At 53.2% G+C, this 24264-nt stretch carries 23 protein-coding genes; 14 read left to right on the forward strand and 9 right to left on the reverse strand.

Annotated features, from left to right (window positions below; translation table 11 throughout):
* Positions 1 to 4: 4 nt before the first annotated feature.
* From TH25_RS04080 to pgmG, 4 genes are all read left to right on the forward strand, one after another.
* A complete protein-coding gene (locus TH25_RS04080; protein ID WP_181847389.1) occupies positions 5 to 817 on the forward strand; it encodes a J domain-containing protein in 813 nt (270 codons plus the stop codon).
* A 120-nt stretch (positions 818 to 937) separates the two neighbouring features.
* A complete protein-coding gene (gene galU, locus TH25_RS04085) occupies positions 938 to 1825 on the forward strand; it encodes a UTP--glucose-1-phosphate uridylyltransferase GalU (protein ID WP_114087150.1) in 888 nt (295 codons plus the stop codon).
* A 60-nt stretch (positions 1826 to 1885) separates the two neighbouring features.
* Positions 1886 to 3205, forward strand: coding sequence for a UDP-glucose dehydrogenase family protein (locus TH25_RS04090; RefSeq protein WP_114087151.1), 1320 nt, complete (start codon positions 1886 to 1888; stop codon positions 3203 to 3205).
* 3 nt (positions 3206 to 3208) lie between these two features.
* Complete coding sequence (gene pgmG / locus TH25_RS04095) at positions 3209 to 4624, forward strand: phosphoglucomutase/phosphomannomutase PgmG (RefSeq protein WP_114087152.1); 1416 nt, start codon at positions 3209 to 3211, stop codon at positions 4622 to 4624.
* 295 nt (positions 4625 to 4919) lie between these two features.
* Here pgmG and TH25_RS04100 read toward each other — a convergent pair whose 3' ends face one another.
* On the reverse strand, positions 4920 to 6233 hold the full coding sequence (locus tag TH25_RS04100) for a D-alanyl-D-alanine carboxypeptidase (protein ID WP_258549024.1): 1314 nt from the start codon (positions 6231 to 6233) through the stop codon (positions 4920 to 4922).
* A gap of 257 nt (positions 6234 to 6490) precedes the next feature.
* Here TH25_RS04100 and TH25_RS04105 point away from each other — a divergent pair, with 257 nt between their 5' ends.
* The gene (locus TH25_RS04105; RefSeq protein WP_114087153.1) at positions 6491 to 7153 is read left to right on the forward strand and encodes a hypothetical protein; all 663 of its coding nucleotides are present in this window, start codon (positions 6491 to 6493) and stop codon (positions 7151 to 7153) included.
* Between the two features lie 26 nt (positions 7154 to 7179).
* Here TH25_RS04105 and TH25_RS24870 read toward each other — a convergent pair whose 3' ends face one another.
* Complete coding sequence (locus tag TH25_RS24870; protein WP_181847391.1) at positions 7180 to 7548, reverse strand: hypothetical protein; 369 nt, start codon at positions 7546 to 7548, stop codon at positions 7180 to 7182.
* A gap of 67 nt (positions 7549 to 7615) precedes the next feature.
* Between TH25_RS24870 and TH25_RS04110 the strand changes: the two genes are divergently transcribed.
* From TH25_RS04110 to TH25_RS04125, 4 genes are all read left to right on the forward strand, one after another.
* Entirely contained in the window at positions 7616 to 8401 is a 786-nt protein-coding gene (locus tag TH25_RS04110) for a phasin family protein (protein WP_181847393.1), read from the forward strand.
* Positions 8402 to 8717: 316 nt separating this feature from the next.
* Positions 8718 to 9044, forward strand: coding sequence for an ATP-dependent Clp protease adapter ClpS (gene clpS, locus TH25_RS04115; RefSeq protein ID WP_073956469.1), 327 nt, complete (start codon positions 8718 to 8720; stop codon positions 9042 to 9044).
* A 6-nt stretch (positions 9045 to 9050) separates the two neighbouring features.
* Positions 9051 to 11369, forward strand: coding sequence for an ATP-dependent Clp protease ATP-binding subunit ClpA (gene clpA, locus TH25_RS04120; RefSeq protein ID WP_114087155.1), 2319 nt, complete (start codon positions 9051 to 9053; stop codon positions 11367 to 11369).
* A 130-nt stretch (positions 11370 to 11499) separates the two neighbouring features.
* Positions 11500 to 12051 carry a hypothetical protein gene (locus TH25_RS04125; RefSeq protein ID WP_114087156.1) on the forward strand — a complete coding sequence of 184 codons (552 nt, stop codon included), beginning with the start codon at positions 11500 to 11502 and terminating at the stop codon, positions 12049 to 12051.
* A gap of 376 nt (positions 12052 to 12427) precedes the next feature.
* Here the strand turns inward: TH25_RS04125 and TH25_RS04130 are convergent, their stop codons facing one another.
* Positions 12428 to 12706, reverse strand: a complete 279-nt coding sequence (locus tag TH25_RS04130) for a hypothetical protein (RefSeq protein ID WP_114087157.1) — start codon at positions 12704 to 12706, stop codon at positions 12428 to 12430.
* Between the two features lie 147 nt (positions 12707 to 12853).
* On the opposite strand from TH25_RS04130, the gene TH25_RS04135 reads away from it, so the two are divergent.
* Both TH25_RS04135 and TH25_RS04140 read left to right on the forward strand, forming a co-directional pair.
* Positions 12854 to 13471: a hypothetical protein gene (locus TH25_RS04135; protein ID WP_220151336.1), complete on the forward strand. Its 618-nt coding sequence runs from the start codon at positions 12854 to 12856 to the stop codon at positions 13469 to 13471.
* 13 nt (positions 13472 to 13484) lie between these two features.
* Positions 13485 to 15167 carry a methyl-accepting chemotaxis protein gene (locus TH25_RS04140; RefSeq protein ID WP_114087158.1) on the forward strand — a complete coding sequence of 561 codons (1683 nt, stop codon included), beginning with the start codon at positions 13485 to 13487 and terminating at the stop codon, positions 15165 to 15167.
* Between the two features lie 91 nt (positions 15168 to 15258).
* On the opposite strand, the gene TH25_RS04145 is transcribed toward TH25_RS04140, so the two are convergent.
* Positions 15259 to 16425 (reverse strand): GNAT family N-acetyltransferase, encoded by a 1167-nt coding sequence (locus tag TH25_RS04145; RefSeq protein ID WP_114087159.1) that lies wholly within the window; start codon positions 16423 to 16425, stop codon positions 15259 to 15261.
* 194 nt (positions 16426 to 16619) lie between these two features.
* Between TH25_RS04145 and serA the strand changes: the two genes are divergently transcribed.
* On the forward strand, positions 16620 to 17861 hold the full coding sequence (serA, locus tag TH25_RS04150; protein WP_114087160.1) for a phosphoglycerate dehydrogenase: 1242 nt from the start codon (positions 16620 to 16622) through the stop codon (positions 17859 to 17861).
* 153 nt (positions 17862 to 18014) lie between these two features.
* Here the strand turns inward: serA and aat are convergent, their stop codons facing one another.
* Positions 18015 to 18665 carry a leucyl/phenylalanyl-tRNA--protein transferase gene (aat, locus tag TH25_RS04155; RefSeq protein WP_114087161.1) on the reverse strand — a complete coding sequence of 217 codons (651 nt, stop codon included), beginning with the start codon at positions 18663 to 18665 and terminating at the stop codon, positions 18015 to 18017.
* A 320-nt stretch (positions 18666 to 18985) separates the two neighbouring features.
* On the opposite strand from aat, the gene TH25_RS04160 reads away from it, so the two are divergent.
* The gene (locus TH25_RS04160) at positions 18986 to 19813 is read left to right on the forward strand and encodes a hypothetical protein (RefSeq protein ID WP_114087162.1); all 828 of its coding nucleotides are present in this window, start codon (positions 18986 to 18988) and stop codon (positions 19811 to 19813) included.
* A gap of 49 nt (positions 19814 to 19862) precedes the next feature.
* On the opposite strand, the gene accC is transcribed toward TH25_RS04160, so the two are convergent.
* Genes accC through aroQ form a run of 3 tightly spaced genes read right to left on the reverse strand, consistent with a single transcriptional unit; the run spans position 19863 to position 22136 of the window.
* A complete protein-coding gene (gene accC / locus TH25_RS04165; protein ID WP_114087163.1) occupies positions 19863 to 21206 on the reverse strand; it encodes an acetyl-CoA carboxylase biotin carboxylase subunit in 1344 nt (447 codons plus the stop codon).
* A gap of 18 nt (positions 21207 to 21224) precedes the next feature.
* Positions 21225 to 21677: an acetyl-CoA carboxylase biotin carboxyl carrier protein gene (gene accB / locus TH25_RS04170; protein ID WP_114087164.1), complete on the reverse strand. Its 453-nt coding sequence runs from the start codon at positions 21675 to 21677 to the stop codon at positions 21225 to 21227.
* A 12-nt stretch (positions 21678 to 21689) separates the two neighbouring features.
* Positions 21690 to 22136 carry a type II 3-dehydroquinate dehydratase gene (gene aroQ / locus TH25_RS04175; protein ID WP_114087165.1) on the reverse strand — a complete coding sequence of 149 codons (447 nt, stop codon included), beginning with the start codon at positions 22134 to 22136 and terminating at the stop codon, positions 21690 to 21692.
* Between the two features lie 244 nt (positions 22137 to 22380).
* On the opposite strand from aroQ, the gene thiS reads away from it, so the two are divergent.
* Positions 22381 to 23376: a sulfur carrier protein ThiS gene (gene thiS, locus TH25_RS04180; protein ID WP_114087166.1), complete on the forward strand. Its 996-nt coding sequence runs from the start codon at positions 22381 to 22383 to the stop codon at positions 23374 to 23376.
* 111 nt (positions 23377 to 23487) lie between these two features.
* On the opposite strand, the gene TH25_RS04185 is transcribed toward thiS, so the two are convergent.
* Positions 23488 to 24258: a thioredoxin domain-containing protein gene (locus TH25_RS04185; protein WP_114087167.1), complete on the reverse strand. Its 771-nt coding sequence runs from the start codon at positions 24256 to 24258 to the stop codon at positions 23488 to 23490.
* Between the last annotated feature and the right edge of the window lie 6 nt (positions 24259 to 24264).

Genomic DNA, 24264 nt, shown 5'->3' on the forward strand with positions numbered 1-24264 from the left:
GCCGATGCAATGGGTGATTTTGGGCTTTGGTCTTTTTGTGGCGACCGGCTTTGTTTTGCGCTGGCTTGCCAATGCCAAACCGTCTGATATTCGCTATCTCGGATTTGGGTTGATCGCCCTGGTATTGGTGCTGGTCGGGCTTTGGTTGTTGTTGACCGGCAAACTTGCGGCCATGTTTGCCGCCCTTGTTGCCGCCATACCATTTCTTTTTCGTCTCCTCAAATTCGGCGTATTATGGCCATTTTTCAAAAGGATGTTCGGTGCTGCCCGATATCAGGGCAGGGGAACACACCAAAGCGGTGAAGGTCGTCGCGGTGCCCGAAAGGGACGTTTCTCTGAGATCAGGACGCAGTTTCTGGTGATGCAGCTCGAGCATGAAACCGGTCGTCTTTCGGGATCGGTCCTTGCCGGTTCCCTGAGCGGACGGGATTTGGATACGCTGGGACTTGACGCGTTGCAGCATTTGTATGTTGAATGTTGCGGTGCACAAGATCAAAGCCGTACAGTGCTTGAGACGTATCTTGATCGTCGCGGCGATTGCCAGGACTGGCGGAACTGGGACTGTGTCGGGCGGGCTGACGGCAGTTCGTCGAGGCAGGAGCAACAAGGAGGCAATAGCGGATTTCGTTCTGAGGGAATGGATGTTACCGAAGCCCGTAAAATTTTGGGGCTGGGCGAAAATCCCAGCCGTGCCGAGATCAATCGGGCCTATCAAACGTTAATCAAGGCGGTACACCCTGATCATGGCGGTTCGGACTATTTGGCATCTCGGGTCAATGCGGCGCGACAGCTATTGTTAAAAAACTGTGGCGATTGATATGACCTCCCTACGGGGCAGCTTGATCATCGATCACGAAATGTGGCAAAAGCGATGTATATTGCTGCAAACAGAGCGATTTAACGCATTCATTGCCGCCAAAAACAAAGGAAATAAAATATGACCAAGCGAATTAAAAAGGCGGTTTTCCCGGTTGCGGGTATGGGGACCCGTTTCTTGCCTGCAACCAAGGCAATGCCCAAGGAAATGCTGCCGGTTGTTGACAAGCCGTTGATTCAATATGCGGTGGATGAAGCGATTGCAGCGGGAATTGAAGAATTCATTTTTGTGACCGGTCGGGGTAAAACCGCGATCGAGGATCACTTTGACCGTTCCGCCGAACTGGAAGCCATTTTGATGGAGCGTGGCAAGCATGACGCGCTTGAAGCGGCATTGGCGATGATCCCGGAAAATGGTCGTGTTACCTATACCCGCCAGGGCAATCCGCTGGGGCTTGGTCATGCCGTTTTGTGTGCAAAATCGCTGATTGGTGATGAACCATTTGTGGTTCTGCTGGCTGATGACCTGATCCAGTCTCAAACCCCGTGCATGAAGCAGATGGTGGAAAGTTACGGCCGCACCGGTGGTAACATGGTTGCCGTGATGGATGTCCCGCGCGAGGAAACCAAGCGTTACGGTGTGCTGGAAGTGGAAGGTACCAATGGTCGCCTTGTAAGCGCGTGTGGCATGGTTGAGAAACCGGACCCCAAAGATGCACCTTCCACATTGTCGGCGATTGGGCGCTATATCCTTGATCCGGGTATTTTCGATGTTCTGGAATCGATCCCGCGTGGCGCAGGCAATGAAATTCAACTGACCGATGCACTGGCGGCCATGATCGGCAAGGTGCCTTTTTATGGCTACCGGTTTGAAGGTCAGCGGTTTGATTGCGGTAACAAAGTGGGTTTCCTGAAGGCGACCCTTGCCTTTGCGCTGGAGCGCCCGGATTTGCGCGACGATATGAAGGCGCTTATTCAGGAATTCGCCGAAGGCAACGCAGCGAAATAACAGATTTGTCAAATTTCCGGGGGCGTGGCCCCCGGAAGCGTTTTATGGGGTAAAACATCCATGCATGTTGCAATGATTGGCACCGGGTATGTCGGTTTGGTATCCGGGGCCTGCTTTTCCGAGTTCGGTACGGACGTCATTTGTGTTGATAAAGACGCCTCCAAGATCGAACGTCTTGAGCAGGGCATAATGCCAATTTACGAACCAGGGCTTGATCTTCTGGTTGAAAATAACGTCAAGGCGGGACGACTGCATTTTACCACCGACCTTAAAAAGGGTGTGAAGGATGCCGATGTCGTTTTCATTGCGGTGGGAACGCCAACGCGTCGTGGCGACGGGCATGCTGATTTAAGCTATGTGTATGCAGCGGCAGAAGAGATTGCCGAGGCAATGGATGGTTTTACCGTTATCGTGACCAAGTCTACCGTGCCGGTGGGTACCGGGCGCGAGGTCGAGCGCATCATTCGCGCCAAGCGGCCCGATGCGGAATTCGCCGTGGTCTCCAACCCGGAATTTTTGCGTGAAGGCTCCGCGATTGGTGATTTCATGCGCCCTGACCGCGTGGTCATCGGCACCAGCAATGAACGTGCGCGTGCCGTGATGTCGGACCTTTACCGTCCGCTTTATCTGATCGAAACGCCGATTGTTTTTACCACCCGTGAAACCTCGGAAATGATCAAATATGCCGCCAATACCTTTTTGGCAGCCAAGATCACCTTCATCAACGAAATTGCCGATCTGTGCGAAAAAGTGGGTGCCGATGTTCACGATGTGGCACGCGGGATCGGCCTTGATGGCCGTATTGGCAAAAAGTTCCTGCATCCCGGGCCGGGCTATGGCGGGTCGTGCTTTCCCAAGGATACACTCGCCCTTGTTCGGACGGCCCAGGAACATAATTCGCCGCTGCGCATTATTGAAACGGTGGTTTCTGTTAATGACAGGCGCAAAAAGGCAATGGCGGATCGCATCATCGCGGCCTGCGGCGGTTCTGTCGAAGGCAAAACCATTGGTATTCTTGGTTTGGCATTTAAACCCAACACAGATGATATGCGCGATTCACCCAGCCTGGATGTTGTTCCGGCCCTGCTTGCCGCTGGTGCCACTGTGCGGGCCTATGACCCCGAAGCAATGGAAGAAGCGGCAAAACTGCTTGATGGTCTGACTTTCTGTGAAAGTGCCTTCGAGACGATCGAAGGTGCAGATGCGATGGTGATCCTGACGGAATGGAACGAATTCCGCGGGCTGAATTTGAAACGCGTAAAAGCTGCTTTGAAATCACCGGTGGTGGTGGATTTGCGTAATGTGTACGAGCCGCGCGAAATGAAAGAAAACGGCTTTGAATATAGCTGTATCGGCCGCGGCGCAATCGGAGGCAATTAACATATGACCGCTTCGGATGGCCATAAATTTGATCCGTCCATGCTGCGCGAATACGATGTGCGCGGCGTTGTTGGCAAAACCCTTCATGCCGAAGATGCCCATGCTCTTGGGCGGGCATTTGGCACTATGGTGCGGCGCAGTGGTGGGCAGCGTGTGGCTGTTGGCCGTGACGGGCGCTTAAGCTCGCCAGAGCTGGCCGATGCCCTGGTGAAGGGTATTCGCGCCACGGGGTGTGATGTGTTGCGTATCGGGCGTGGCCCGACGCCGATGCTGTATTTCACGGTTTATAACCAGAAAACCGATGCCGGCATCATGGTAACAGGGTCGCATAACCCACCGGATTATAATGGCTTTAAAATGCTGAATGCCGGAAAATCGGTGTTTGGCGAGGCAATCCAGGAACTGGGTAAAATTGCTGAAAATGGCGATTTTGAAGTCGGTGCCGGCGGCCTGGATGATATCGACATCGAAGAACGTTATGTTGACCGGCTGGTCGAGGAACTTGATGTCGATGTTGCCAAACCGATGACCATTGTCTGGGATTGCGGCAATGGTGCTGCGGGTGACGTGGTGCGCCGACTGACGGAAAAGCTGCCAGGCACGCATCATCTGCTGTTTGACGAAATCGATGGCAATTTCCCCAACCATCACCCGGATCCGACGGTTGAAGCCAACCTGGTGGATTTGAAAGCGGCTGTTGCCAAACATAATGCCGATTGGGGCGTTGCCTTTGATGGCGATGGCGACCGTATCGGTGTTGTTGACGGGCAGGGCCGTGTCCTTTGGGGTGATCAGCTTTTGCAGATTTACGCTGCCGACGTGCTGGAGCGTGTTCCCGGTGGCGCCATTATCGCCGATGTCAAAGCCAGTCAGACTTTGTTTGATGAAGTTACCCGTCTGGGCGGCAAGGCCATTATGTGGAAAACCGGTCATTCCCTGATCAAAACCAAAATGATCGAGGAAAAGGCACCGATTGCCGGTGAAATGAGCGGACATATCTTCTTTGCCGAACGCTATTACGGCTATGACGATGCCACCTATGCCGCCGTTCGCCTGTATCGCATTTTGGTGCAAAGCGCTAAAAGCCTTGATGCGTGGCGCGATGCCATGCCGGTTGCGGTTAACACGCCGGAAACCCGCATCGAATGCCCCGACGATCGCAAATTTGCGTTGATCGAGGAAGTTCGGGACCGTTTGGCCGGAACAGATGCCGAAGTTGATGGTATTGATGGTGTGCGGGTCAAAAGCGACGACGGCTGGTGGCTGCTGCGGGCATCCAATACACAGCCTGCGATTGTCGCACGCTGTGAAGCCGCGGATGACGCCGGGCTGGAACGTCTGAAAGCACAGGTAACAGCACAGCTTCAGAAAAGTGGCCTGCAAAGCGATGATTTCTTCGCCCCTGGTGGTGGGCACTAAAGAACATATTCAATACCCTGATTAAAGGGTGGATCGAAGGCCGGTGGCAGATATGTCACCGGCCTTTTTTTATCGCTGCCCGGGGCCGGATGTCGAACACATGGTGTGCGGAATGTGCGCCGGTACGCAACGACGGGCATGCGTTCGCATGACTGGCTGGTGCTGGTGGCTCTGTGACGAACTGCTTGTGCGGGCAACAGCAGCGGGTGAGGTACCAAACAAAAGGGCCGCCCTGTTGTTGGGGCAGCCCTTGAAAATCATTCCTGTATATCGATGGCAGGAAGTATTGAAACGCTCAGCCAGCATCGCCGGGGGTAACGACCGGAATGCAGGCCATGTTCTGGCGTTGCAGGGCGGCACAGGCGCTGCGGGCATCTTCCTCTGCGCCAAAGCCGATCAGACGGGCCCGATAGACAACTCCGCTATCGGATTCCTGCTGTTCAACAGCAGCACGGGTCAGTCGCAAAATTTCCGGCGCGGTACGTGCGGCGGTCAAAACGGCTTCCTGGGCCCGGCGCTGGTCGCTAAATGCGCCAACCTGAATGCCCCAGCCACCACCGGTTGGTTTGATGCGGGCAACAATGGTGTCGGTGTCGATATGACCCGGAATCTGCCCTTCGTTAGCGCTGTTGGCCTTGGCCATCAAAAGCTGTGTATCGGCCGGAAGAATCTTTTCTTCCGGGCTGACGCGCGGCCGTGGCGGGATGATTTCGCCGTCTTTCTTGAGTTCCATATAGGCTTGATCAAGCAGCTTTTTCATCTGCGCATCACGCGAGCGTGCCGTCCGACCGCCAAACACCGCCCCGATCAGGCGTTTGCCATCGCGTTTGACCGAGGCAACCAGATTAAAACCCGATGCGTTGATGAAACCTGTTTTGATACCATCCGTCCCGTAATAAGACGCCAGAAGGTTGTTATGGTTGCCATAGGTGCGGTTGCCATAGGTGAATTTCTGGGTCGAAAAGTAATGATAATAGTCGCCAAAATCGTTGCGAAGGCGCATGGCCAGGCGCACCATGTCGCGCGCCGTTGTCATTTGGCCGCGATTGGGCAGGCCGGAGGCATTGCGGAACGTTGTGTTCTTCATGCCAATTTTGCGGGCCGTTGCGGTCATCATCTGGGCAAATTTGGTTTCAGTACCTCCCAGATATTCCCCAATCACAACAGCAACATCGTTGGCCGATTTCGTCACCAGTGCCAGAATCGCATCATGTACCGTAATCGTGTCCCCTGGCTGAACGCCAAGCTTTGACGGTGCCTGCCCCCAGGCCCGCCTTGAAACCGGCATTTGCGTTGCCAGCGAAACCTTGCCGCTATCAAGCGCGTCAAACAGCATATAAAGCGTCATGATCTTGGTGAGCGACGCGGGATATACCTTTTGGTCGGCGCGATATTCATGCAGCACTTGGCCTGTGTCGCCGTCGACAATCAGGGCCGTGTAGGTGCGGGCAAACGCGGTGTTGCTGGTGGCTGAAAATGCAATCAGCGACAGCAGCAAAATGCTTATCACACAAAACAGGCTTCGTGCCGTCATGCGTGATGGCAAAAAGTCAATGGTATCTGGTTGTCTGGTCGGTCTGGCAAAGCCGACGCGGAACATGGAAATCATAAACAATGTCCGGTTAACGAGTATCCCCAAGACGGTTAGGCCCAGCATGTCAGTTTCGTTTAAAAAAAAGCTTAACGAAATGAATTTTGCTGGCAGGCTGCAATGCCTTGCCGATGCCCCAATTAAGCGAGAGTGTATGCGTTGTGACCGAGTCTGTCAAAACAGAGGTATTAATGCCCATTAATTTACATAGACCGCACAAGGATATAGCGCCGAAGCGGCTTGGAATCATTAAGTTTGCCACGGCACTGGCGACAATGGTTGTGTTGGGAGGGTGTGCCTATACGGGCAACAGCGACATTGCGAATCCGGTTGTTCGCAAGGCAACCTGGTTCTCCTATCTTAACGCGGACGATATTCGTACGGCCTGTTCTGCCGGTCAGGCGGAGGGGCAAATCAGAATCGTTTACAATGCCGATTATTACAAGGAAGTCCGGTCTTTTGACATCTTGCCACAACCGGGGCAGGACGGGTTTATTGTCGAGTCCCATGTGTTTGGCCCGCTCGACGTCAGTGACCTGAATGTTTCGGTACGTTCGCCGCTGGGGGCCTTTAGTGGCGACCCGGTTCGCAAGCCAATTACCCGCCAGCAATATCTGACGCTGACAGATGCCCTTCAGCAGGACGGGTTTGGGACACAAGACCGTGATGGTCTGCGGCTCCATTCCCAGAATTATTACTGGGTGGCCCTGGGATGCTCGGGGCAGCATATGACGCTGGCGGCCTGGACATCGGCAAAGGATGATTTGCGCGCTCTTCATTTTCCGGCTGTGCTGGAAAAAATATCAGGTCAGTCAACGCCGCTTCCGGCCGCACCGGACCCTGATGCGGTGCAAAATCCTGATCCGGTTTATGGCAAAGACAAGGATTTGCAGGATCGTAATTTTTACAGAACGGTACGCGGCAACAATTTGCAATAAACCGGTATTGAAACGGGCTGGCAGTGTCAGCCTGTTTTCTTTGGAAGGGACCGTCTGGCACGATATATCAAGAGAATGTCATGAAAGGAGCCTTGACGAAAACCCTGTTTCCATCTAGAGTTTTGCTGCATTGCAACATGTCTATGGCGATCCTGAAACTCGTAAATGGAGGACGGCACGATGGTGACGACCCCGAAAAAGGTGCCTGAAAAATCCCGAAACGCATCAGCATCGAAGGCTAAAACGACTGCTTCGTCGGGGGCCTCCGCTTCTTCTGTGATATCAGCGAAAGCCGGTGCTGCATCTGCGAATAAAACTGCTTCCAATTCCGCTTCGTCCACACCTAAAACGCCTTCTGGTTCAAAAACTTCTGCGCGTCCTTCTTCTTCGGCCAAGTCTTCTGCGCCGAAACGGGCCGCTGCGGCAGGTGCTAGCAAACCCGCTGAAAAATCGGCCGAGGTCGTGCGCGAAGAAAGCCAAAAGGCTGCCGCTGCGGTAAGCAAGACGGCTGAAGTTGTGAAAGGCGCAACTGAAAAGCAGGTTGAAGCAGCCGCCGAAACAGCACGTAAAGTTGCCGGGGCGGCATCTGATGCTGTTGTCAGTGCTGCCGAAAAGGCACCGAAGGCGCCCAAGATCGAGGTGCCTGTGGCAGCCGAAGTGACAACACCGGTCGGGAGTGCGACCGTAAGTGTTGACGAGGGTGCAAAACCCAAGGGTGTCGCGGTATCACAAAAGATTGAAGCTGATCTGCCGATGCCAACAATGCCCGTTTCGCAGATGTTTGAATTTTGGAATTCGGGCGAAATGGTCGATATGGTCTCATCTGCCCGGGACGCGGCGAACGAGGCCTTGTCGGGCCTGCTCGAGGCTGTCTCCGGTCATAGCGACATGATTTCCGATGCCGGGGCACATTTTGCCAGCCAGTATGAGGACTTGCTTCAGTCGCATTTGTCGAACTGGGACGGAATGATGCAGGCTTCTTCCAAAATGGCCGATCAGAGCGGGCGCTTTGGCAAGGAGTGGATGACCTGGATGCAGCGCGAGATCGACGCGCTTCAGGGCGATATCGAAGCCCTGTCGAAGGTGGAATCGCTTGGTGATATCCAGGAAATCAACGCCCGTATGGTCAAGCGGTTTGTTGATGACGGCATGGCGGAACATTCCCGTTTTCAGGAAATCTGGTTTGGCATGTGGAATGACAGCGTGGCTTTGATGGAAAAAAGCTGGTCGGCAAAGGCCGGTCAGTAAGCCCGTTTGTTGCGAATCCCGGTATCATCTGATTTGAGACCGGTTTTGCCTGGGTCATGTGTTATTTGCGGAGGCGGGCGTGACCTGGGTCACGTCCGTTTCTTCGTTTTGGGCACGCGCACACGTCCGACACGGTTTTTCGCCGGGCTATGGGAACGAGTTTTTTTGTCGCATCTTGCGTGCCTGCAAACGCACCTTACATGACATGTAAAGAAGTAATCATTTCGTGGATTGAATTAACGGGGCTTTGAAACGCTGGCATGTTGACCTATCATGTTTTCAAGGCGCAACTAACAAGGATTCCGGTTAGCAGGTTATGAGTGATCAGGGCAATCAGGGTGACGGCCTCCCTACCACAGGCGTTGTAACCAAAACGCGGCCGAAAACCAAAAAACCGGCAATGTACAAGGTGTTGTTGCTCAATGATGACTACACACCGATGGAATTTGTCGTGCTCGTCCTGGAACAGTTTTTTGCCAAGGGGCGGGAAGAGGCGACGGCTATCATGCTGCAGGTTCACCGTAAAGGTGTTGGCGTCTGTGGTGTGTTTACATACGAGATCGCCGAAACAAAGGTAAACCAGGTCATGGATCTGGCGCGTCAAAACCAGCACCCGTTGCAGTGCACGATAGAGAAGGAGTAGTCATACATGCTCTCACGTAATCTGGAAGAAAGCCTGCATCGTGCGCTTGCATACGCATCCGAACGACGTCACGAATACGCAACACTGGAACATTTGCTGCTGTCTTTGACCGAAGACCAGGACGCGGTTGCGGTTTTGAAAGCCTGTCGTGTTGATGTGGACCGGTTGCGTAACGAGCTCCTTGATTTTGCCGACAGTGAATTGTCGGGTCTGGTTAGCGCGCGTTTGATCGATCCCAAGCCAACGGCAGGGTTTCAGCGGGTTATTCAGCGTGCTGCCATTCATGTCCAGTCTTCGGGGCGCGAGGAAGTGACCGGTGCCAATGTGCTGGTGGCCCTGTTTTCCGAACGGGAATCGCATGCGGTTTATTACCTGCAATTGCAGGATATGACGCGCCTGGATGCCGTGAACTATATTTCACACGGCATTGCCAAAGCGCCCGAATTAAACGAACGGCGGGTACCGCGTGGTGCTGATGACGAATTGAATGCCTCTGGCGCGGGTGAAACTGACGAGGCGGGTACCGCCAAGGAGGGCGAAGCCCTTAAGGCCTATTGTGTAAACCTGAATGCCAAGGCGCAAAAAGGCAAGATTGACCCGCTGATTGGTCGGCAAGGTGAAATTGATCGCACCATTCAGGTTTTATGCCGCCGCACCAAAAATAACCCGCTGTATGTGGGTGACCCGGGCGTGGGTAAAACCGCCATTGCCGAAGGCCTTGCCAAACGCATTGTCGATGGTGATGTGCCCGAGGTTTTGCAGGGCGCAACCATTTTTGCCCTTGATATGGGCTCGCTTCTGGCGGGAACGCGCTATCGCGGTGATTTTGAAGAACGGTTGAAAGCCGTGGTCAAAGAACTGGACGAGCATGAAAATGCTGTGCTGTTCATTGACGAAATCCACACCGTGATTGGCGCAGGTGCCACGTCGGGTGGGGCAATGGATGCCTCGAACCTGCTCAAACCTGCTCTTGCCAGTGGTGCGTTGCGCTGCATCGGTTCGACGACCTATAAGGAATTCCGCGGTCATTTTGAAAAGGACCGTGCCCTTGTGCGTCGTTTCCAGAAAATCGATGTCGATGAACCTTCCCTGGAAGATACCATCAAGATTCTCAAGGGGCTGAAACCCTATTACGAAGAGCATCACCACGTTAAATATACCAATGAGGCCATTCGCTCGGCCGTTGAGTTGGCATCGCGTTACATCAATGACCGCAAACGTCCTGATAGCGCGATTGACGTGATTGACGAGGTTGGTGCGTCGCGAATGCTGATTGCGCCAAGCAAGCGCAAACGCACGATCAGCAAACGGGATGTCGAGGAAATCGTCGCCAAAATTGCCCGTATTCCGGCCAAATCGGTATCGAGCGATGACCGCAAGGCATTGCAGAATATCGAACGCGATCTGAAAACGGTTGTGTTTGGTCAGGATAAAGCCATTGAAGCGCTGTCGAGTGCCATCAAACTGGCCCGTGCGGGCCTGCGCGAACCGGAAAAGCCGATTGGCTCCTATCTGTTTTCAGGTCCGACCGGGGTGGGTAAAACCGAAGTTACCAAGCAGCTTGCCAATGTGATGGGGATCGAGTTTGTCCGCTTTGACATGTCCGAATATATGGAACGTCATAGCGTTTCACGTCTGATTGGTGCGCCCCCGGGCTATGTCGGGTTTGACCAGGGTGGTCTTCTGACCGATGCGGTTGACCAGCATCCACATGCCGTTGTGCTGCTTGATGAAATTGAAAAGGCACATCCGGACCTGTTTAACATTCTGTTGCAGGTGATGGATCACGGTAAACTGACGGACAATAACGGCAAAACGGTTGATTTCCGGAACATCGTGCTGGTGATGACGACCAATGCCGGTGCCGCCGACATGGCAAAACCTGCCATCGGCTTTATGCGGAGCCAGCGCATTGGCGAGGATGAGGAGGCGATTAAACGCACCTTCAGCCCCGAATTCCGCAACCGTCTTGATGCCGTTATTCCGTTTACTCATCTGCAGGCCGATGTGGTTAAGATGGTGGTGGATAAATTCATTCTGCAGCTTGAAGTTCAGCTTGCGGATCGCAATGTCTCTATCGAGTTGACGGAAACTGCCCGTACATGGCTTGCGGATCGCGGATATGATCCGGCGTTTGGGGCGCGTCCGTTGGGGCGTGTGATCCAGGAGCATGTTAAAAAGCCGCTGGCGGAAGAATTGCTGTTTGGCAAGCTTGAGAAGGGCGGTTCTGTGCTGGTTGATATCGAGAATGACGGGGTTGTTTTCCGTTTTCCCGATCAGCAGGATGATAAAAGCGAAAGCCGGGACCCTGAAATGGTTGAATAAATTGGCGATGGCTGATTTTAGCTTTTATCATGGTTCTGCTTGCTATCATTGCGTGCCATAGTATTCTGAAATGTATCCAGCCTGCTTTTGGGGCTGGATACATTTTTAATTGAGGTTATTTCGACTTTTTATGAATTCATCAGGTCAAAGACAAAAAATAAAAGAAGTCGAGCATTTCCTGTCGCAGTTGGAAAAGCGGGGGCGCATTCTGGTTTCGATTGCGGCCGAGCTTGAGGCGCTGGCCGATACCACAGATGTGACGCGCTATCGTCCATTTCGCGAACAGGTTGATAACTTCAAGGCGCTTTCCCTGATCCTCTCCGAAAGATTGTCTGCACTAGATAATCATCCGCGCAAGGACGAGCTGGAAGACCAGTTTCACAAGCTGCAGGTGCTGATGCTGCGGTTGGTGATTAAAACCAGCCTTAAATTCTTTTTTGTCATGAGCGCAAAACCTTTTCTGCCGTTGGGATCCCGCGAGCTTTTTCAGAGCGAGCTGAGAACGCTCTACGAAGCAGAAAAAATGCTGTCTGACCCGAGATATAAAAGTGATCTCGACGAGAGTGCGCAGGACGACCTGGATATGGCCCGGGATATTCTGGAGGAAATCATCCAGCATGCGCCCGCTTTGCTCAATTTCAGTAACAAGCCCGCCGCCAACAAGCGCAAAAGATTTCGCTAGTTTATTTGCAGTTTTGAATATTTCCAATTCGTTTGGATAGCCCCTATCCGGACAAAATATTCTGAATGATGCGAGGCACAGGGCTTCATTGGTCCTGTCTTCGGCAAAATGCAAATAATTCTTCCCAGCAACACGGTACGGTTTCCGGCGGTTTTGCCAGCTTTAAATTGGTTTCATGCCAATGGCTTGGCGGTTTTTGCAATATGAGATGATGAATTTCGCAATTTGCAAAGATATTTTCTCAAATTGCGAAATTCAGAGGTGTACCACCAAGGTATTACTACTCTATACCGCGCAAACCTGCGGAATTTTAAATTTTAAAAAACTGGCACGGTATCTGCATATATAGCAGCGGACAGTTGTTCTGTGCAGGGGCTCACTTTGGTGCGCCTGGAACAACGTAATCTTCTGCAGTTTGCTCGTGTCCCAACCAAAACTTACAGCGGCGATTTTTATCGCCGCTTTTTTCTTGTCCGGACGCAGCCAGAAAATATTTCCATTCCCCATTTACGCTGTTGTCGTTTTCCGTGATCCGTTCGCGGATTTCGGTTTGGCATGACGCATGCCGAGGTTTTTTTGCAGGGATCATGTCATTTTCCGGATGTGCGGCTTTGTCCTGCCGGGTGAAGGCAATTTCACCCTGCAACAAATTCATACTCCCCAAATTGGGATGTTTCTGAATTTATCCTTAGGTATAAATTAAAGGCATACCAAGTGAGGAATTTTCAGCCAAAAGGCTGTAATTTTGATGTTTGTGCCCATTTTATGGTTAAGGGGCAGTGGGAAATGAGAAGGATTTGCCATGAAACAGACTAATCCACGCGCATGGGCCATTGCGCTCGGTATGGCAGCTTTTTTGTCATCCGGCGGGGCATTGGCAAAGCAGCCGCTTCCGGCAAGCCCGCAGGATCTGATTGACAATAGCGTTATTTCGGAAGTTCGGACCTGGCTTGCCAACCCGGTGGTTGAAATATCGGTAAAGGGTCAGAATGCCCGAAACGTCACGATGTCGCAGGCGGAAATCGATGCTGCCGACAAACAATGGCGTGCGGAGCGGGAATCCGAAGACCAGCCTCTTATTGCTGCCGTGCTCAATAACCCTCTTTCCGGCTATTTGACGCAAATCCAGGCGCGTTCGGGCGGACTTTATAGCGAAGTATTTGTCACGGATATGCACGGGCTCAACGTAGGTCAGAGCTCTATTACCTCGGATTTCTGGCAGGGCGATGAGGCCAAGTTCCAAAAAACCTATCCGAATGGCGCCGGTGCCGTTTTTATCGACGAGGCCGAGTATATTGAGGCCGTGGATAACTGGCGTGCGCAACTGAATATGACGGTGTCTGACAGTGCTGGAAAACCGATGGGCGCTGTCACGGTTGAAATCAATCTCACTGAACTTGCCCGTCGCAAGGGGCTTTAAGGGAGCACGTATCATGATGTTTGTTAAAAATATGCGCATTCCCGTCAAGCTGGCGGCAAGTTTTGCCGTCATGATTGTTGTTATTCTTATGTTGGGCGGTGCTGCGTTCTATGGGATGAAGAATGTTGAAGATGCCGATGCCAGAATTGAAAGTCTGATGGAGGTCGAAAGAGGCTTTAGCGATCTCAACAATGCTTATCGAACCGCCCGGCAGGAAATGACATTTTTTCTGACGACAGGGGACCAAAGTGGGCTTGATGCCTATCGTGCCGCGCTTGCGCAAACCGATAGTGCATTTGCCCGTCTTGAAGAAATTGCTGTTAGTGATCCTGTGATGGCGGAACGGGCCCAGGAAATGGAAACCGCCATTGACGCCTGGATAAATATTGCCAACCAGCAGGCGCAATTGATGCGACAGTATTTGACGGTCAATCATGCGCGCGCAATAGAGGCATCCGGTGAACCACGCGCGTTGGCGGTGACAATAAGTGAGGCAACCGAAAAACTCGGCAACTATATTGACGCGTCTTATCAGGCTCTTGACAGTGAACGGCATTCGGCGGCCTTTTTCTTCAAGGTGACGCTTTCGGTTGGAATTGCCGGTTTGATTTTATGTGCCGGACTGTTCGCGACATTATTGACCCGCATGATCGCCTTGCCGATCCGCGATATGACCGCGGCCATGAGCAAGCTGGCAAATGGGGACGTCAATGTGCATTTCCAGGAAATGAAACGCCAGGATGAAGTTGGTGCGATGTCGCGGGCATTGCGGGTGTTCCGTGAGAATGCAGAGGAACGCATGCGTTTGGCCGAACAGGAAAAAATCGAAGCGCAGCGGCAGGTGGATCGTGCGCGCCACATGCAGGAATTGTCGTCACGCTTTGATCGTCAGATCAAGGACGTACTCTCGACGGTGTCGGTTGCGCTTGGCGAAGTGCGCGGTGCTTCCGAGCAACTTTCGGATCATTCCACCCGTGCCAATGACTATGCACAACAGGTGGCAAGCCGGGCGGATGAATCTTCGGCAAATATTGAAACGGTGGCAACGGCAACCTTCCAGCTTTCTTCCTCGATTAATGAAATCTCGCATCAGATTTCCGAGGTTGCCAATATTGCCAAACAGGCCGCACAGGATACGGAAAAAACCAATGCCCGCGTGCTGCAGCTTAACGAGGCCGCCGAAAGTGTTGGCGAGGTTGTCAATCTGATCAGCGACATTGCCGATCAGACCAATCTTCTGGCCCTTAATGCGACAATTGAATCTGCCCGCGCGGGCGAGGCTGGTAAAGGGTTTGCCGTGGTTGCTGGCGAGGTTAAAAACCTGGCGTCGCAAACCGCCCGGGCGACCGAGCAGATTACGGACAAAATCACCGAAATGCAGTCCGAAACCGGTGCTGCTGCAGCCGCGGTGCGTGATTTTGCCACGACCATTTTGCGGATCGAAGAACTGATGGCGGTTGTTGCCAGCGCGATAGAAGAGCAGGGTGCAGCCACGCACGAGATTTCACGCAGTGTGGATGGTGTTGCGTCCGGCAATCAGGAAATCAACCAGGCGGTTGGCAATGTTGCCCGTGCAGCAACTGAAAGCGGCGAGCTTTCCAGTGGTCAGTTGGGGTGTGTGGGGCGTCTGACTGCCGCAAATGACCAGTTGCTGGCGCATGTGAACGGCTTTCTGGAGGATGTGCGCAAGATCTGACAGCCCTTATCTGAAAGATCAAGATACGCGACAGGGCCGGGCCATTGTGCTTCGGCCCTGTTTTACTTTTCGAGCGAGGATCAGGCGAAAATCAGGTTTGCGGATTTTTGTCATTCTTGCGATAGGGGCTGTGTTCCTCGCGGATAAACAGGCTGTCTTCCTCGATCGCTGAGCGTTCCTGTGCCAGAAAACGGGCGACAGCGTCGCGCAGACCGGGATGACGCAGAAAATGGGCAGAATGGGTCAGGACCGGTTCGTAACCGCGCTGAATTTTATGTTCGCCCTGTGCCCCGGCCTCAACGGTTTTAAGGCCGCGTTCAATGGCAATATCAATGGCCTGATAATAACAGGTTTCAAAATGCAGCATTGGCGTGCGGTCAATACTGCCCCAGTTTCGGCCATAAAGGGTATCCTGCCCCAAAAGGTTCAGCGCCCCTGCAACAATGTCGCCATCGCGTGATGCTGTGACCAGAACGACATTGTCGCGCAGCCGGTCATGCAGCAGGTCAAAAAATTCGCGGGTCAGATAGGCCTCGCCCCATTTGCGATCGGTGGTGTCACGGTAAAACCGAAAGAACTGATCCCAGTGACGTGTTTTTAAATCATCACCGGACAGGGCGGCAAAGCTGTATCCAGCTTCGACCACCTGTTGGCGTTCTTTGCGGATATTTTTGCGTTTGCGCGAATTAAGGGCCGCGAGAAAATCATCAAAGGTCTGATAATCGCGGTTTTTCCAGTGATACTGAATTCCGGTGCGCGCAAGAAAACCGTTTTGCGCCATGACCTGGCTTTCTTCTTCGCTACAAAATGTCACATGCACGCCCGAAAGGCCAAGCTGTTCGGGCAGGGCAGCAAGGCCGCGGGCCAGGGCGGTTTTTATCTCTGCCGGGGCGGGGTGATCGGCCCGTACCATCAGCCGGGGGCCCGGCACCGGCGAAAAGGGCACGGCCGATTGCAGTTTGGGGTAATATTTGCCACCGGCACGCTGAAAGGCATCGGCCCAGGCCCAGTCAAACACATATTCGCCGTAAGAATGGCCTTTGACATATAGCGGTGCGACGCCCGCAATCGTGCCGTCTTCGTCCTGGCAGATAATATGAAAAGGTTGCCAGCCGGTGTCCGGGTGGGCGGACTGGCTGTCTTCCATTGCCGATAGAAAGGCAAAACTGACAAAAGGGTTGGCAGAGCCGGCACAGGCATCCCACGCGTCGGCCCCGATCTGATGAATATCGGTGGCTGTTTTCAATTCGACTGGCAAAGGTTTTCCCCGTTGGCAAATGGGTGCGTCGAGACCTTAAGTGACTACGCATAACCCGGTATATGCGTTCAAAAGATAGGCGCAATGCGTATATGTGCAAGGGAAAGCCTTTGACGTAGCGGCAAGTTGGTCCTATTTCATGAACGGCTTGGGGAATACCCCGGCTAATTCTGCGAAAAAAAGGATGGTACGTCGTGATCAGCAAACTTTCGTTGGAGAAGGACAAAATCAAAATTGTTCTGCTCGAAGGTATCCATGAAAATGCTGTTAAAATGTTTCGGGAGGCGGGTTATTCCAATGTTGACCTCTATCCCGCAGCACTTGACGCGGATGAATTGAAGTCTGTCGTTTCCGAAGCACATTTTCTCGGCATTCGATCCCGTACCAAACTGACCGAAGAAATCATTGATGCCGCCCCGAAACTGACCTCGATTGGCTGTTTCTGTATTGGCACCAACCAGGTGGATCTGTCGGCCGCTGCCATGCGCGGCATTCCGGTATTCAATGCGCCTTATTCCAATACCCGTTCGGTCGCCGAACTGGTCCTGGGCCAGATCATCATGCTGATGCGCGGTATTCCGCAGCGTGACAAAGCGGCTCATGCGGGTGGCTGGCTGAAAAATGCCAAAGGCTCTTATGAGGCGCGTGGCAAGACGCTGGGGATCATCGGGTATGGTCATATCGGTTCGCAGCTTTCGGTGCTTGCCGAGTCGCTTGGCATGAATGTTATTTATTATGACGTGATCAATAAACTTGCGATGGGCAATGCCACGTCCTGTGCCAGTATGGATGACTTGCTGGCGCGTTCTGACGTTGTTTCGCTGCATGTGCCGGCCAATGACCAGACCAAAAACATGATCACATCGGTCGAACTGGGCAAAATGAAGCCGGGTGCGCATTTCATTAATGCGGCGCGTGGCAATGTTGTTGTGATCGAAGATCTGGCCGCCGCCCTTGAAAGCGGGCATTTGGCAGGGGCTGCAATTGATGTGTTCCCGGTTGAACCCGCAGGCAAGGACGACGAATTTGTCAGCCCGTTACGCGGGATGACCAACGTGATTTTGACACCGCATATTGGTGGCTCCACCCAGGAAGCCCAGGAAAATATCGGGATCGAAGTGGCTGAAAAGCTGATTACCTATTCCGATAACGGCTCTACTTTGGGTGCGGTGAACTTTCCCGAGGTTTCGTTGCCCGTCAAGAATCGCAGCCATACGCGCTTTATGCACATTCACCGCAACGTTCCGGGTGTTCTCTCCAGGATCAACGATGTTTTCGCATCGCGCGGCATGAATATTTCCGGCCAGTATTTGCGTTCCGAGGGCGGTATTGGTTATGTCGTGGTTGAAGTCGATGACGAAATCAAACCGGGCCTGGGCATCCGCAAGGAACTTGAAGCAATCAACGGCACATTGCGTGTTCGCTTCCTGATCTGAGGCGGGTCAGGCATAAAAATTGTGCGGGGCGGTACCTTTGGGTGCCGCCTTTTTTCGTGCTGGGGATGCAACAGCGTTTTTGCGATCAGCCATCATTTGCTCTGCGGCCGTTGCTTCACGGTGGTCAGGCAGGACCTCTTTCCAGGAACCGGATCAGGGATAAGGCTTTTGGCACAAAACAGCTTCAATCGCTGCGTCATCTGCCTCGAAGGGCAGGGAGGCCCGGCCGGTCAGGGCCTCGGCAAGCTGGCTGCGATATTTCTGGCGCGAAATTTCGATCACCCCAAACTGTTTGAGGTGGTCGTTGACAAACTGGGTATCCAGCAGGCGATACCCGCCCTGTCGCATCAGGGCGACAAGGTGAACCAGGGCAACCTTTGAGGCGTTGGTGGCGCGCGAGAACATGCTTTCGCCAAAAAAGGCCTGTCCCAGGCTAACGCCATATAGCCCGCCAACAAGTACACCATTTTGCCAGGCTTCGATGGAATGGGCACATCCCATTTCATGTAAATGACAATAGGCCTCGCGGATGTTTTTATTAATCCAGGTTTCCTCGCGGGTGTCGGTGGTGGTCGCACAGGCTTCAATCGTGGCGGCAAAGTTGCTATCAACCTTGATGTCAAATTCCTTTCGCCGCACAACCTTGCGCAGGCTTCGTGGCACATGAAAACCATCCAGCGGGATCACGCCGCGCCATTCCGGGTCAATCCAGTACAGCGTTGGATCATCGTGGCTTTCGGCCATGGGAAAAAGCCCCACGGAATAGGCGCGGATCAGAAGCTCTGGCGTTAGCTGGTTTGACATAATTGCTGAAATAATTGCATGTCCTGGTTGTGCGGACGGTTTTTTCCGTCAGCGCCTGTATTTCATATGTGCATTGGTCTTGCGGCAACAAGATGAAAATTAATCTATCCGGATTTCCTGCAATTGAGTATAATGAGATCTATACTTAAAGGGGTTCATTTTTAGTTTGGCGCGACCATATTGACAGATAAAACCAGGATGCCGTTTTGCGATAAAGAAAATTGGTGTCCTGTTTTCCAAAATATGATTTGGCATTGTGTAACGTGCGTGTTCGGAACATGATCCGAAAAATTCAACCGTATGTTTTCTAAGGGGGTATTATGAAACTTTTACGATCCGTTGGTGTTGCCTTCCTTGTTTCGACGGCTTTAGTCGGCGCATACGGAACGACAACGGCTTTTGCCCAGCAGGCGGGTCCTGCTGGTCTTAGCCAGCTTCCCCCGGCTTTGCGGGCGGCTCTTTTATCTGGGAATTCGACGCAAATCCAGTCAGCAATCCAAGCCCTGAGTGGTGGTAATCCGACGCAGGCAGCAAGTCTTGCCCAGCAGGTTGTTGCAGCGGCAGAACAGCTTGTTCAGTCTGACCCTCAGGCGGCCCTTGCGGCGGCGCAGGTGGCTGTCAATATTGTCAGCAACAGTTCGGTCCAGAATTCCGCGCCAGCTTATGCCAATAATGTGGCCGCGAGTGCGGCCCGTATTGTTGTTAATCCGAATGTGATTCGGGCCGCGCCAGCCCAGGTTGCGCAGGTTGCGGAAAGTGCGGTTAAAGTAGCAATGACTCCGGTTGTATATCAGGCTAGTCCGGCAGCAAGCGTGCAGGTTGCTGCCAATGCACATTCAGCGGCAAATAATCCGACCGTTGTAGCAATTGCGCCGGAGGCGGTGCAGCAAGTGACTGTGGTTATTCGTCAGGCAAGTTCCAATCCTCAGTTAAATGCAGCGAACCAGGTGAATAGTGCCCAAATGAATGCCATATTGGGGGGGGCGCAGCAAGGGCAGCAACAGCAAGGGCAGCAACAGCAGCAGGGGCAGTCGCAAAATATTCAAACAGGCGATAATACTAATTCCTCCGACGATTCATTTGGAATCGAACCACCTGAACTGGACTCGGCTGCACAGAATGACGCTTCGCCGATCCGACCAATATGATGTGGCAATTAAACAAAAACCGGGGATCGTTTGATCCCCGGTTTTTATTTTACTTCTTCATATCCATGAATTTTTCAAGCCAGTGAATATCGTAATTCCCGGCCTGAATATCAGGATTGGCCAACAGGCGCTGATGCAGTGGAATGGTGGTTTTGATGCCGCCAATCGCATATTCGGCCAGCGCACGACGCAGGCGCATCATACATTCTTCGCGGTCACGACCATGCACGATCAGCTTGGCGATCATGCTGTCGTAATAGGGCGGGATCGAATAACCGGCATAAATGCCACTATCAACACGCACACCCAAACCGCCGGGCGCGTGATATTCCTGAATTTTACCAGGCGAGGGCACAAAGGTTTGCGGGTCCTCGGCATTGATGCGGCATTCAATGGCATGGCCATTGATTTCGATATCGTCCTGGGTAAAGGACAGTTCCATGCCAGCGGCAACGCGGATCTGTTCACGCACCAGATCAACGCCTGAAATGGCCTCTGTCACCGGGTGTTCCACCTGCAAACGGGTGTTCATTTCAATGAAATAGAACTCGCCATTTTCATAAAGAAACTCGATGGTCCCGGCATTGCGATAGCCCATGCCGCGCATGGCATTGGCAACGATGCCACCAATGCGCGCCCGTTCCTCGGGCGAGAGCATCGGTGCCGGGGCTTCTTCCAGAACTTTCTGGTGGCGGCGCTGAAGGGAGCAGTCACGCTCGAACAGGTGCACGGCATTGCCGTGTGAATCGCCAATGACCTGCAATTCGATATGGCGCGGCTTGCCCAGATATTTTTCCATGTAAACTGCAGCATTGCCAAAGTTCTGCAAGGCTTCCTTGCGGGTCATGGAAAAGGCTTCGGCAAGGTCTTCATCGCGTTCCACGACCTTCATGCCACGGCCACCACCGCCGCCGGATGCCTTGATCAGCACCGGATAGCCGATGTCGGCAGCACATTTTTTAGCCTGCTCGACAGTGGTGATTTCACCATCGGACCCGGGAACGACCGGAATGCCAAGTTTTTCAGCCGTTTGTTTGGCGGTGATTTTATCGCCCATCGTCCGGATATGTTCCGGGCTGGGGCCGATAAAGGTAAAGCCGTGTTCTTCGACCATTGCGGCGAAATCGGCACTTTCCGAGAGAAAGCCATAACCGGGATGGATGGCTTCGGCCCCGGTAATTTCAGCCGCCGACAGGATGGCCGGAATATTCAGATAGCTGTCACGCGATGCTGCCGGACCAATACACACGGCTTCGTCCGCCAGGCGAACATGCATGGCATTGGCATCGGCGGTGGAATGCACCGCAACGGTTTTGATGCCCATTTCGCGGCAGGCGCGCTGGATACGCAGCGCGATCTCGCCCCGGTTGGCAATCAGGATTTTTTCAAACATTGCGGTTATAACCCCGGATTATTCAATGATGACCAGCGGTTCGTCATATTCGACAGGGTTGCCGTCGGTTGCAATAATCTGGCTGACTTTACCGGCCTTCGGTGCGCGGATCGGATTGAAGGTTTTCATGGCTTCAATCAGCATCAGGGTCTGGCCTTCGGCAACGGTGCTGCCAGCGGTGATAAACGGTGCGGCACCGGGTTCCGGTGCGAAATAGACAACACCGACCATCGGCGATTTAACGCAACCCGGATGCGACGCAATGTCGCCACCCGATGCGGCGGCGGCCGGTGCCGCAGCGGCGGCAACAGGTGCTGCTACCGGGGCCGGTGCCGTGGCATAGGTTGTGCCCTGGCGGGCAACGCGGATTTTGTTGTCGCCATCGGCAACTTCAATTTCCGTCAAATTGGTTTCGTCCAGCAATTCTGCAAGCTGGCGAATGGCGTCGTTATCGATGTTGAACTTGCTCATTTCGACTATCTTTTATGATGATGGAGCGATAAGGGGTTTCAACGCGTCGAGGGCAAGAACATACCCTTGGGCACCAAAGCCGCAAATCATGCCTTTGGCGGCCTTTGAAACAAAGGAATGGTGCCGGAATGTGTCGCGCTGATGAATATTGGACAGATGTACCTCGATGATCGGCAGGTCAGATGCCAGCAAGGCATCCAGAAGTGCGACCGATGTATGTGTATAGGCCGCAGCATTCAAAATGATGCCGCAACCCTTTACACGGGCTTCCTGTACCCAGTCAACCAGAACGCCCTCATGATTGCTTTGGTGAAAGGCAATCGTCATGCCCAGCGTTGCGGCATGGTTTTCGCACAGTGACTTTATATCCTCAAGCGTGGTCGTCCCGTAAATGTCGGGCTGACGCTGTCCCAGAAGATTAAGGTTAGGCCCATTTAAGATATAGACGGGTTTTGTCATCCGGTCTCGCATATCCAGCAGTTTGTGGTGCGTTTATACCACGACGAAAGTCTGACGCAACGCCGCATTCCTTACATCCAGATTGCCAAATATGCCAGCTTTGATGTGAAAGAGCCGTTAAGGGGCACATTTTCCGGGTCATGCCCAGCGATTGTGGTGGTGGTACTTATCACGTCTTGCCATCGTTCCCGGTGCTGACCATACTGCGCACCAGCATTCAAGGATTAGGAAAGTCAGCAGAACAATGCGTCTTACGATCAATGGTGAAGACCGTATCATCGAAAATGCCGCCACCGTCGCCGATCTGCTTGCGCAATTGAATATTGCCGCAACCAAGGTCGCCGTGGAGCGCAATCTGGAGATCGTGCCCAAAACGGCCTATGATGCCACGCGATTGGGCGAGGGCGACCGGCTGGAGATCGTCCATTTTATTGGCGGTGGTTCGGGCGAACCGGAACTGGCCGCCGCGGCGGATGACAGCTTTGTTGTGGCCGGGCACAGTTTTAAATCCCGCCTTTTGGTTGGCACCGGTAAATATCGCGATTTCGAGGAAACCCGACTGGCCATTGAAGAATCGGGCGCGGAAATTGTTACCGTTGCCGTGCGCCGGGTGAATGTGACCGACCCCAGCCAGCCGATGCTGGTTGATTATGTTGATCCGAAAAAATACACCTATCTGCCCAACACTGCGGGCTGCTTTACCGCCGATGATGCCATGCGCACCTTGCGCCTGGCCCGCGAAGCCGGCGGCTGGAACCTGGTGAAGCTGGAGGTCTTGGGCGATCAGAAAACCCTGTATCCCAATATGCCCGAAACCCTGAAAGCGGCCGAAATCCTGATCAAGGAGGGTTTCGATGTGATGGTTTATTGCAGCGATGACCCCATCCAGGCAAAAATGCTGGAGGATATGGGCTGTGTCGCCATCATGCCTCTGGGCTCGCTGATTGGGTCGGGCATGGGGATCATCAACCCGGTCAATATTGCCCTGATCAAGGAAAACGCCAGTGTGCCGGTACTGGTTGATGCCGGTGTTGGCACGGCATCCGAGGCATCCTATGCGATGGAGCTGGGCTGTGATGGTGTTTTGATGAACACGGCCATTGCCGGGGCCAAAGACCCGATCCGTATGGCACGCGCGATGAAACATGCGGTGATTGCCGGGCGCGAGGCCTTTTTGGCCGGGCGGATGCCGCGCAAACGTTATGCCGACCCCTCTTCGCCGCTGGCCGGGATCATTTGATCGGTCGTTAACCCGTTTAAGAATAAAGGCTCCGTTTCCATATCGAAACGGAGCCTTTGGTTTTATTTTGGAACCGAAACTGAAAAACTGCCAATGTTGGCAATTTTTAAATCAGGACTCTTTTTCCAGTCCGGCATCGACCAGCGATTTGACCCGTTCCATATCGGCACCGGCCACCAGCGTTCCATTGATCAAAAAGGCCGGTGTGCCATTCACACCAATTGATTTTGCCATTGCGGCATTGCGCGACAGTTCCTGGCGAATGTCATCGCCATTCATATCCTTGCGCATCTTTGCCACATCAATACCGGCACCGGCGGCCAGTTCGTCAATACGATCATCGGTCAGTTTGCCACGGCTGCCCATCATGGCGCGGTGTAATTCAAGGTATTTGCCCTGCTTTTGTGCTGCCAGGGCGGCCTTGGCGGCCACCAGCGATTCGGGTGTCAGGATCGGCAGTTCCAAAAATACGGTGCGAATTTTTTGCGTGTCGTCATCGGCCATTGCCATCACATCATCAAAGGCGCGTTTGCAATAGCCGCACTGATAGTCAAAAAATTCGACAACCGTAACCGGAGCATTGGTCGCGCCAACCGATGGCGCAGTGGAATCCTTGCTGGTCAATGCCTTCCAGACCGGGGCAATGGCTTCGTCCTGAAGGCGGGTTTTTTCCGCCATTTGCCATGTTTGTACATTTTGCAGTGCCTTGAGCAACACATCAGGATGGTCCATGAGGTAGTTTTCAATCATGGTCTCAACCTGCTTTTGCTGCGCGTTGGAAAGACTGTCATCAGCAGCATGAGCCGGGGTCACAGCCATGATCGAGAGGGGCAGGGCAATGGCGGCAAATCCGGCGGCTTTTTTGAAAAGATGCAAAGGCATTGAAAT

This window comes from Thalassospira profundimaris, assembly GCF_003326755.1.
Lineage (GTDB): Bacteria > Pseudomonadota > Alphaproteobacteria > Rhodospirillales > Thalassospiraceae > Thalassospira > Thalassospira profundimaris_B.

Coding starts and splice junctions, on each gene's coding strand:
- TH25_RS04090 (WP_114087151.1), top strand. CDS start 1,886: ATGCATGTTGCAATGATTGGCACCGGGTATGTCGGTTTGGTATCCGGG.
- aat (WP_114087161.1), bottom strand. CDS start 18,665: ATGTCAAACCAGCTAACGCCAGAGCTTCTGATCCGCGCCTATTCCGTG.
- TH25_RS04185 (WP_114087167.1), bottom strand. CDS start 24,258: ATGCCTTTGCATCTTTTCAAAAAAGCCGCCGGATTTGCCGCCATTGCC.
- pgmG (WP_114087152.1), top strand. CDS start 3,209: ATGACCGCTTCGGATGGCCATAAATTTGATCCGTCCATGCTGCGCGAA.
- TH25_RS04160 (WP_114087162.1), top strand. CDS start 18,986: ATGAAACTTTTACGATCCGTTGGTGTTGCCTTCCTTGTTTCGACGGCT.
- accC (WP_114087163.1), bottom strand. CDS start 21,206: ATGTTTGAAAAAATCCTGATTGCCAACCGGGGCGAGATCGCGCTGCGT.
- TH25_RS04100 (WP_258549024.1), bottom strand. CDS start 6,233: ATGATTTCCATGTTCCGCGTCGGCTTTGCCAGACCGACCAGACAACCA.
- TH25_RS04080 (WP_181847389.1), top strand. CDS start 5: ATGCAATGGGTGATTTTGGGCTTTGGTCTTTTTGTGGCGACCGGCTTT.
- galU (WP_114087150.1), top strand. CDS start 938: ATGACCAAGCGAATTAAAAAGGCGGTTTTCCCGGTTGCGGGTATGGGG.
- TH25_RS04105 (WP_114087153.1), top strand. CDS start 6,491: ATGGTTGTGTTGGGAGGGTGTGCCTATACGGGCAACAGCGACATTGCG.
- TH25_RS04130 (WP_114087157.1), bottom strand. CDS start 12,706: ATGAATTTGTTGCAGGGTGAAATTGCCTTCACCCGGCAGGACAAAGCC.
- TH25_RS04135 (WP_220151336.1), top strand. CDS start 12,854: ATGAAACAGACTAATCCACGCGCATGGGCCATTGCGCTCGGTATGGCA.
- TH25_RS04125 (WP_114087156.1), top strand. CDS start 11,500: ATGAATTCATCAGGTCAAAGACAAAAAATAAAAGAAGTCGAGCATTTC.
- TH25_RS04140 (WP_114087158.1), top strand. CDS start 13,485: ATGATGTTTGTTAAAAATATGCGCATTCCCGTCAAGCTGGCGGCAAGT.
- thiS (WP_114087166.1), top strand. CDS start 22,381: ATGCGTCTTACGATCAATGGTGAAGACCGTATCATCGAAAATGCCGCC.
- clpA (WP_114087155.1), top strand. CDS start 9,051: ATGCTCTCACGTAATCTGGAAGAAAGCCTGCATCGTGCGCTTGCATAC.
- clpS (WP_073956469.1), top strand. CDS start 8,718: ATGAGTGATCAGGGCAATCAGGGTGACGGCCTCCCTACCACAGGCGTT.
- aroQ (WP_114087165.1), bottom strand. CDS start 22,136: ATGACAAAACCCGTCTATATCTTAAATGGGCCTAACCTTAATCTTCTG.
- accB (WP_114087164.1), bottom strand. CDS start 21,677: ATGAGCAAGTTCAACATCGATAACGACGCCATTCGCCAGCTTGCAGAA.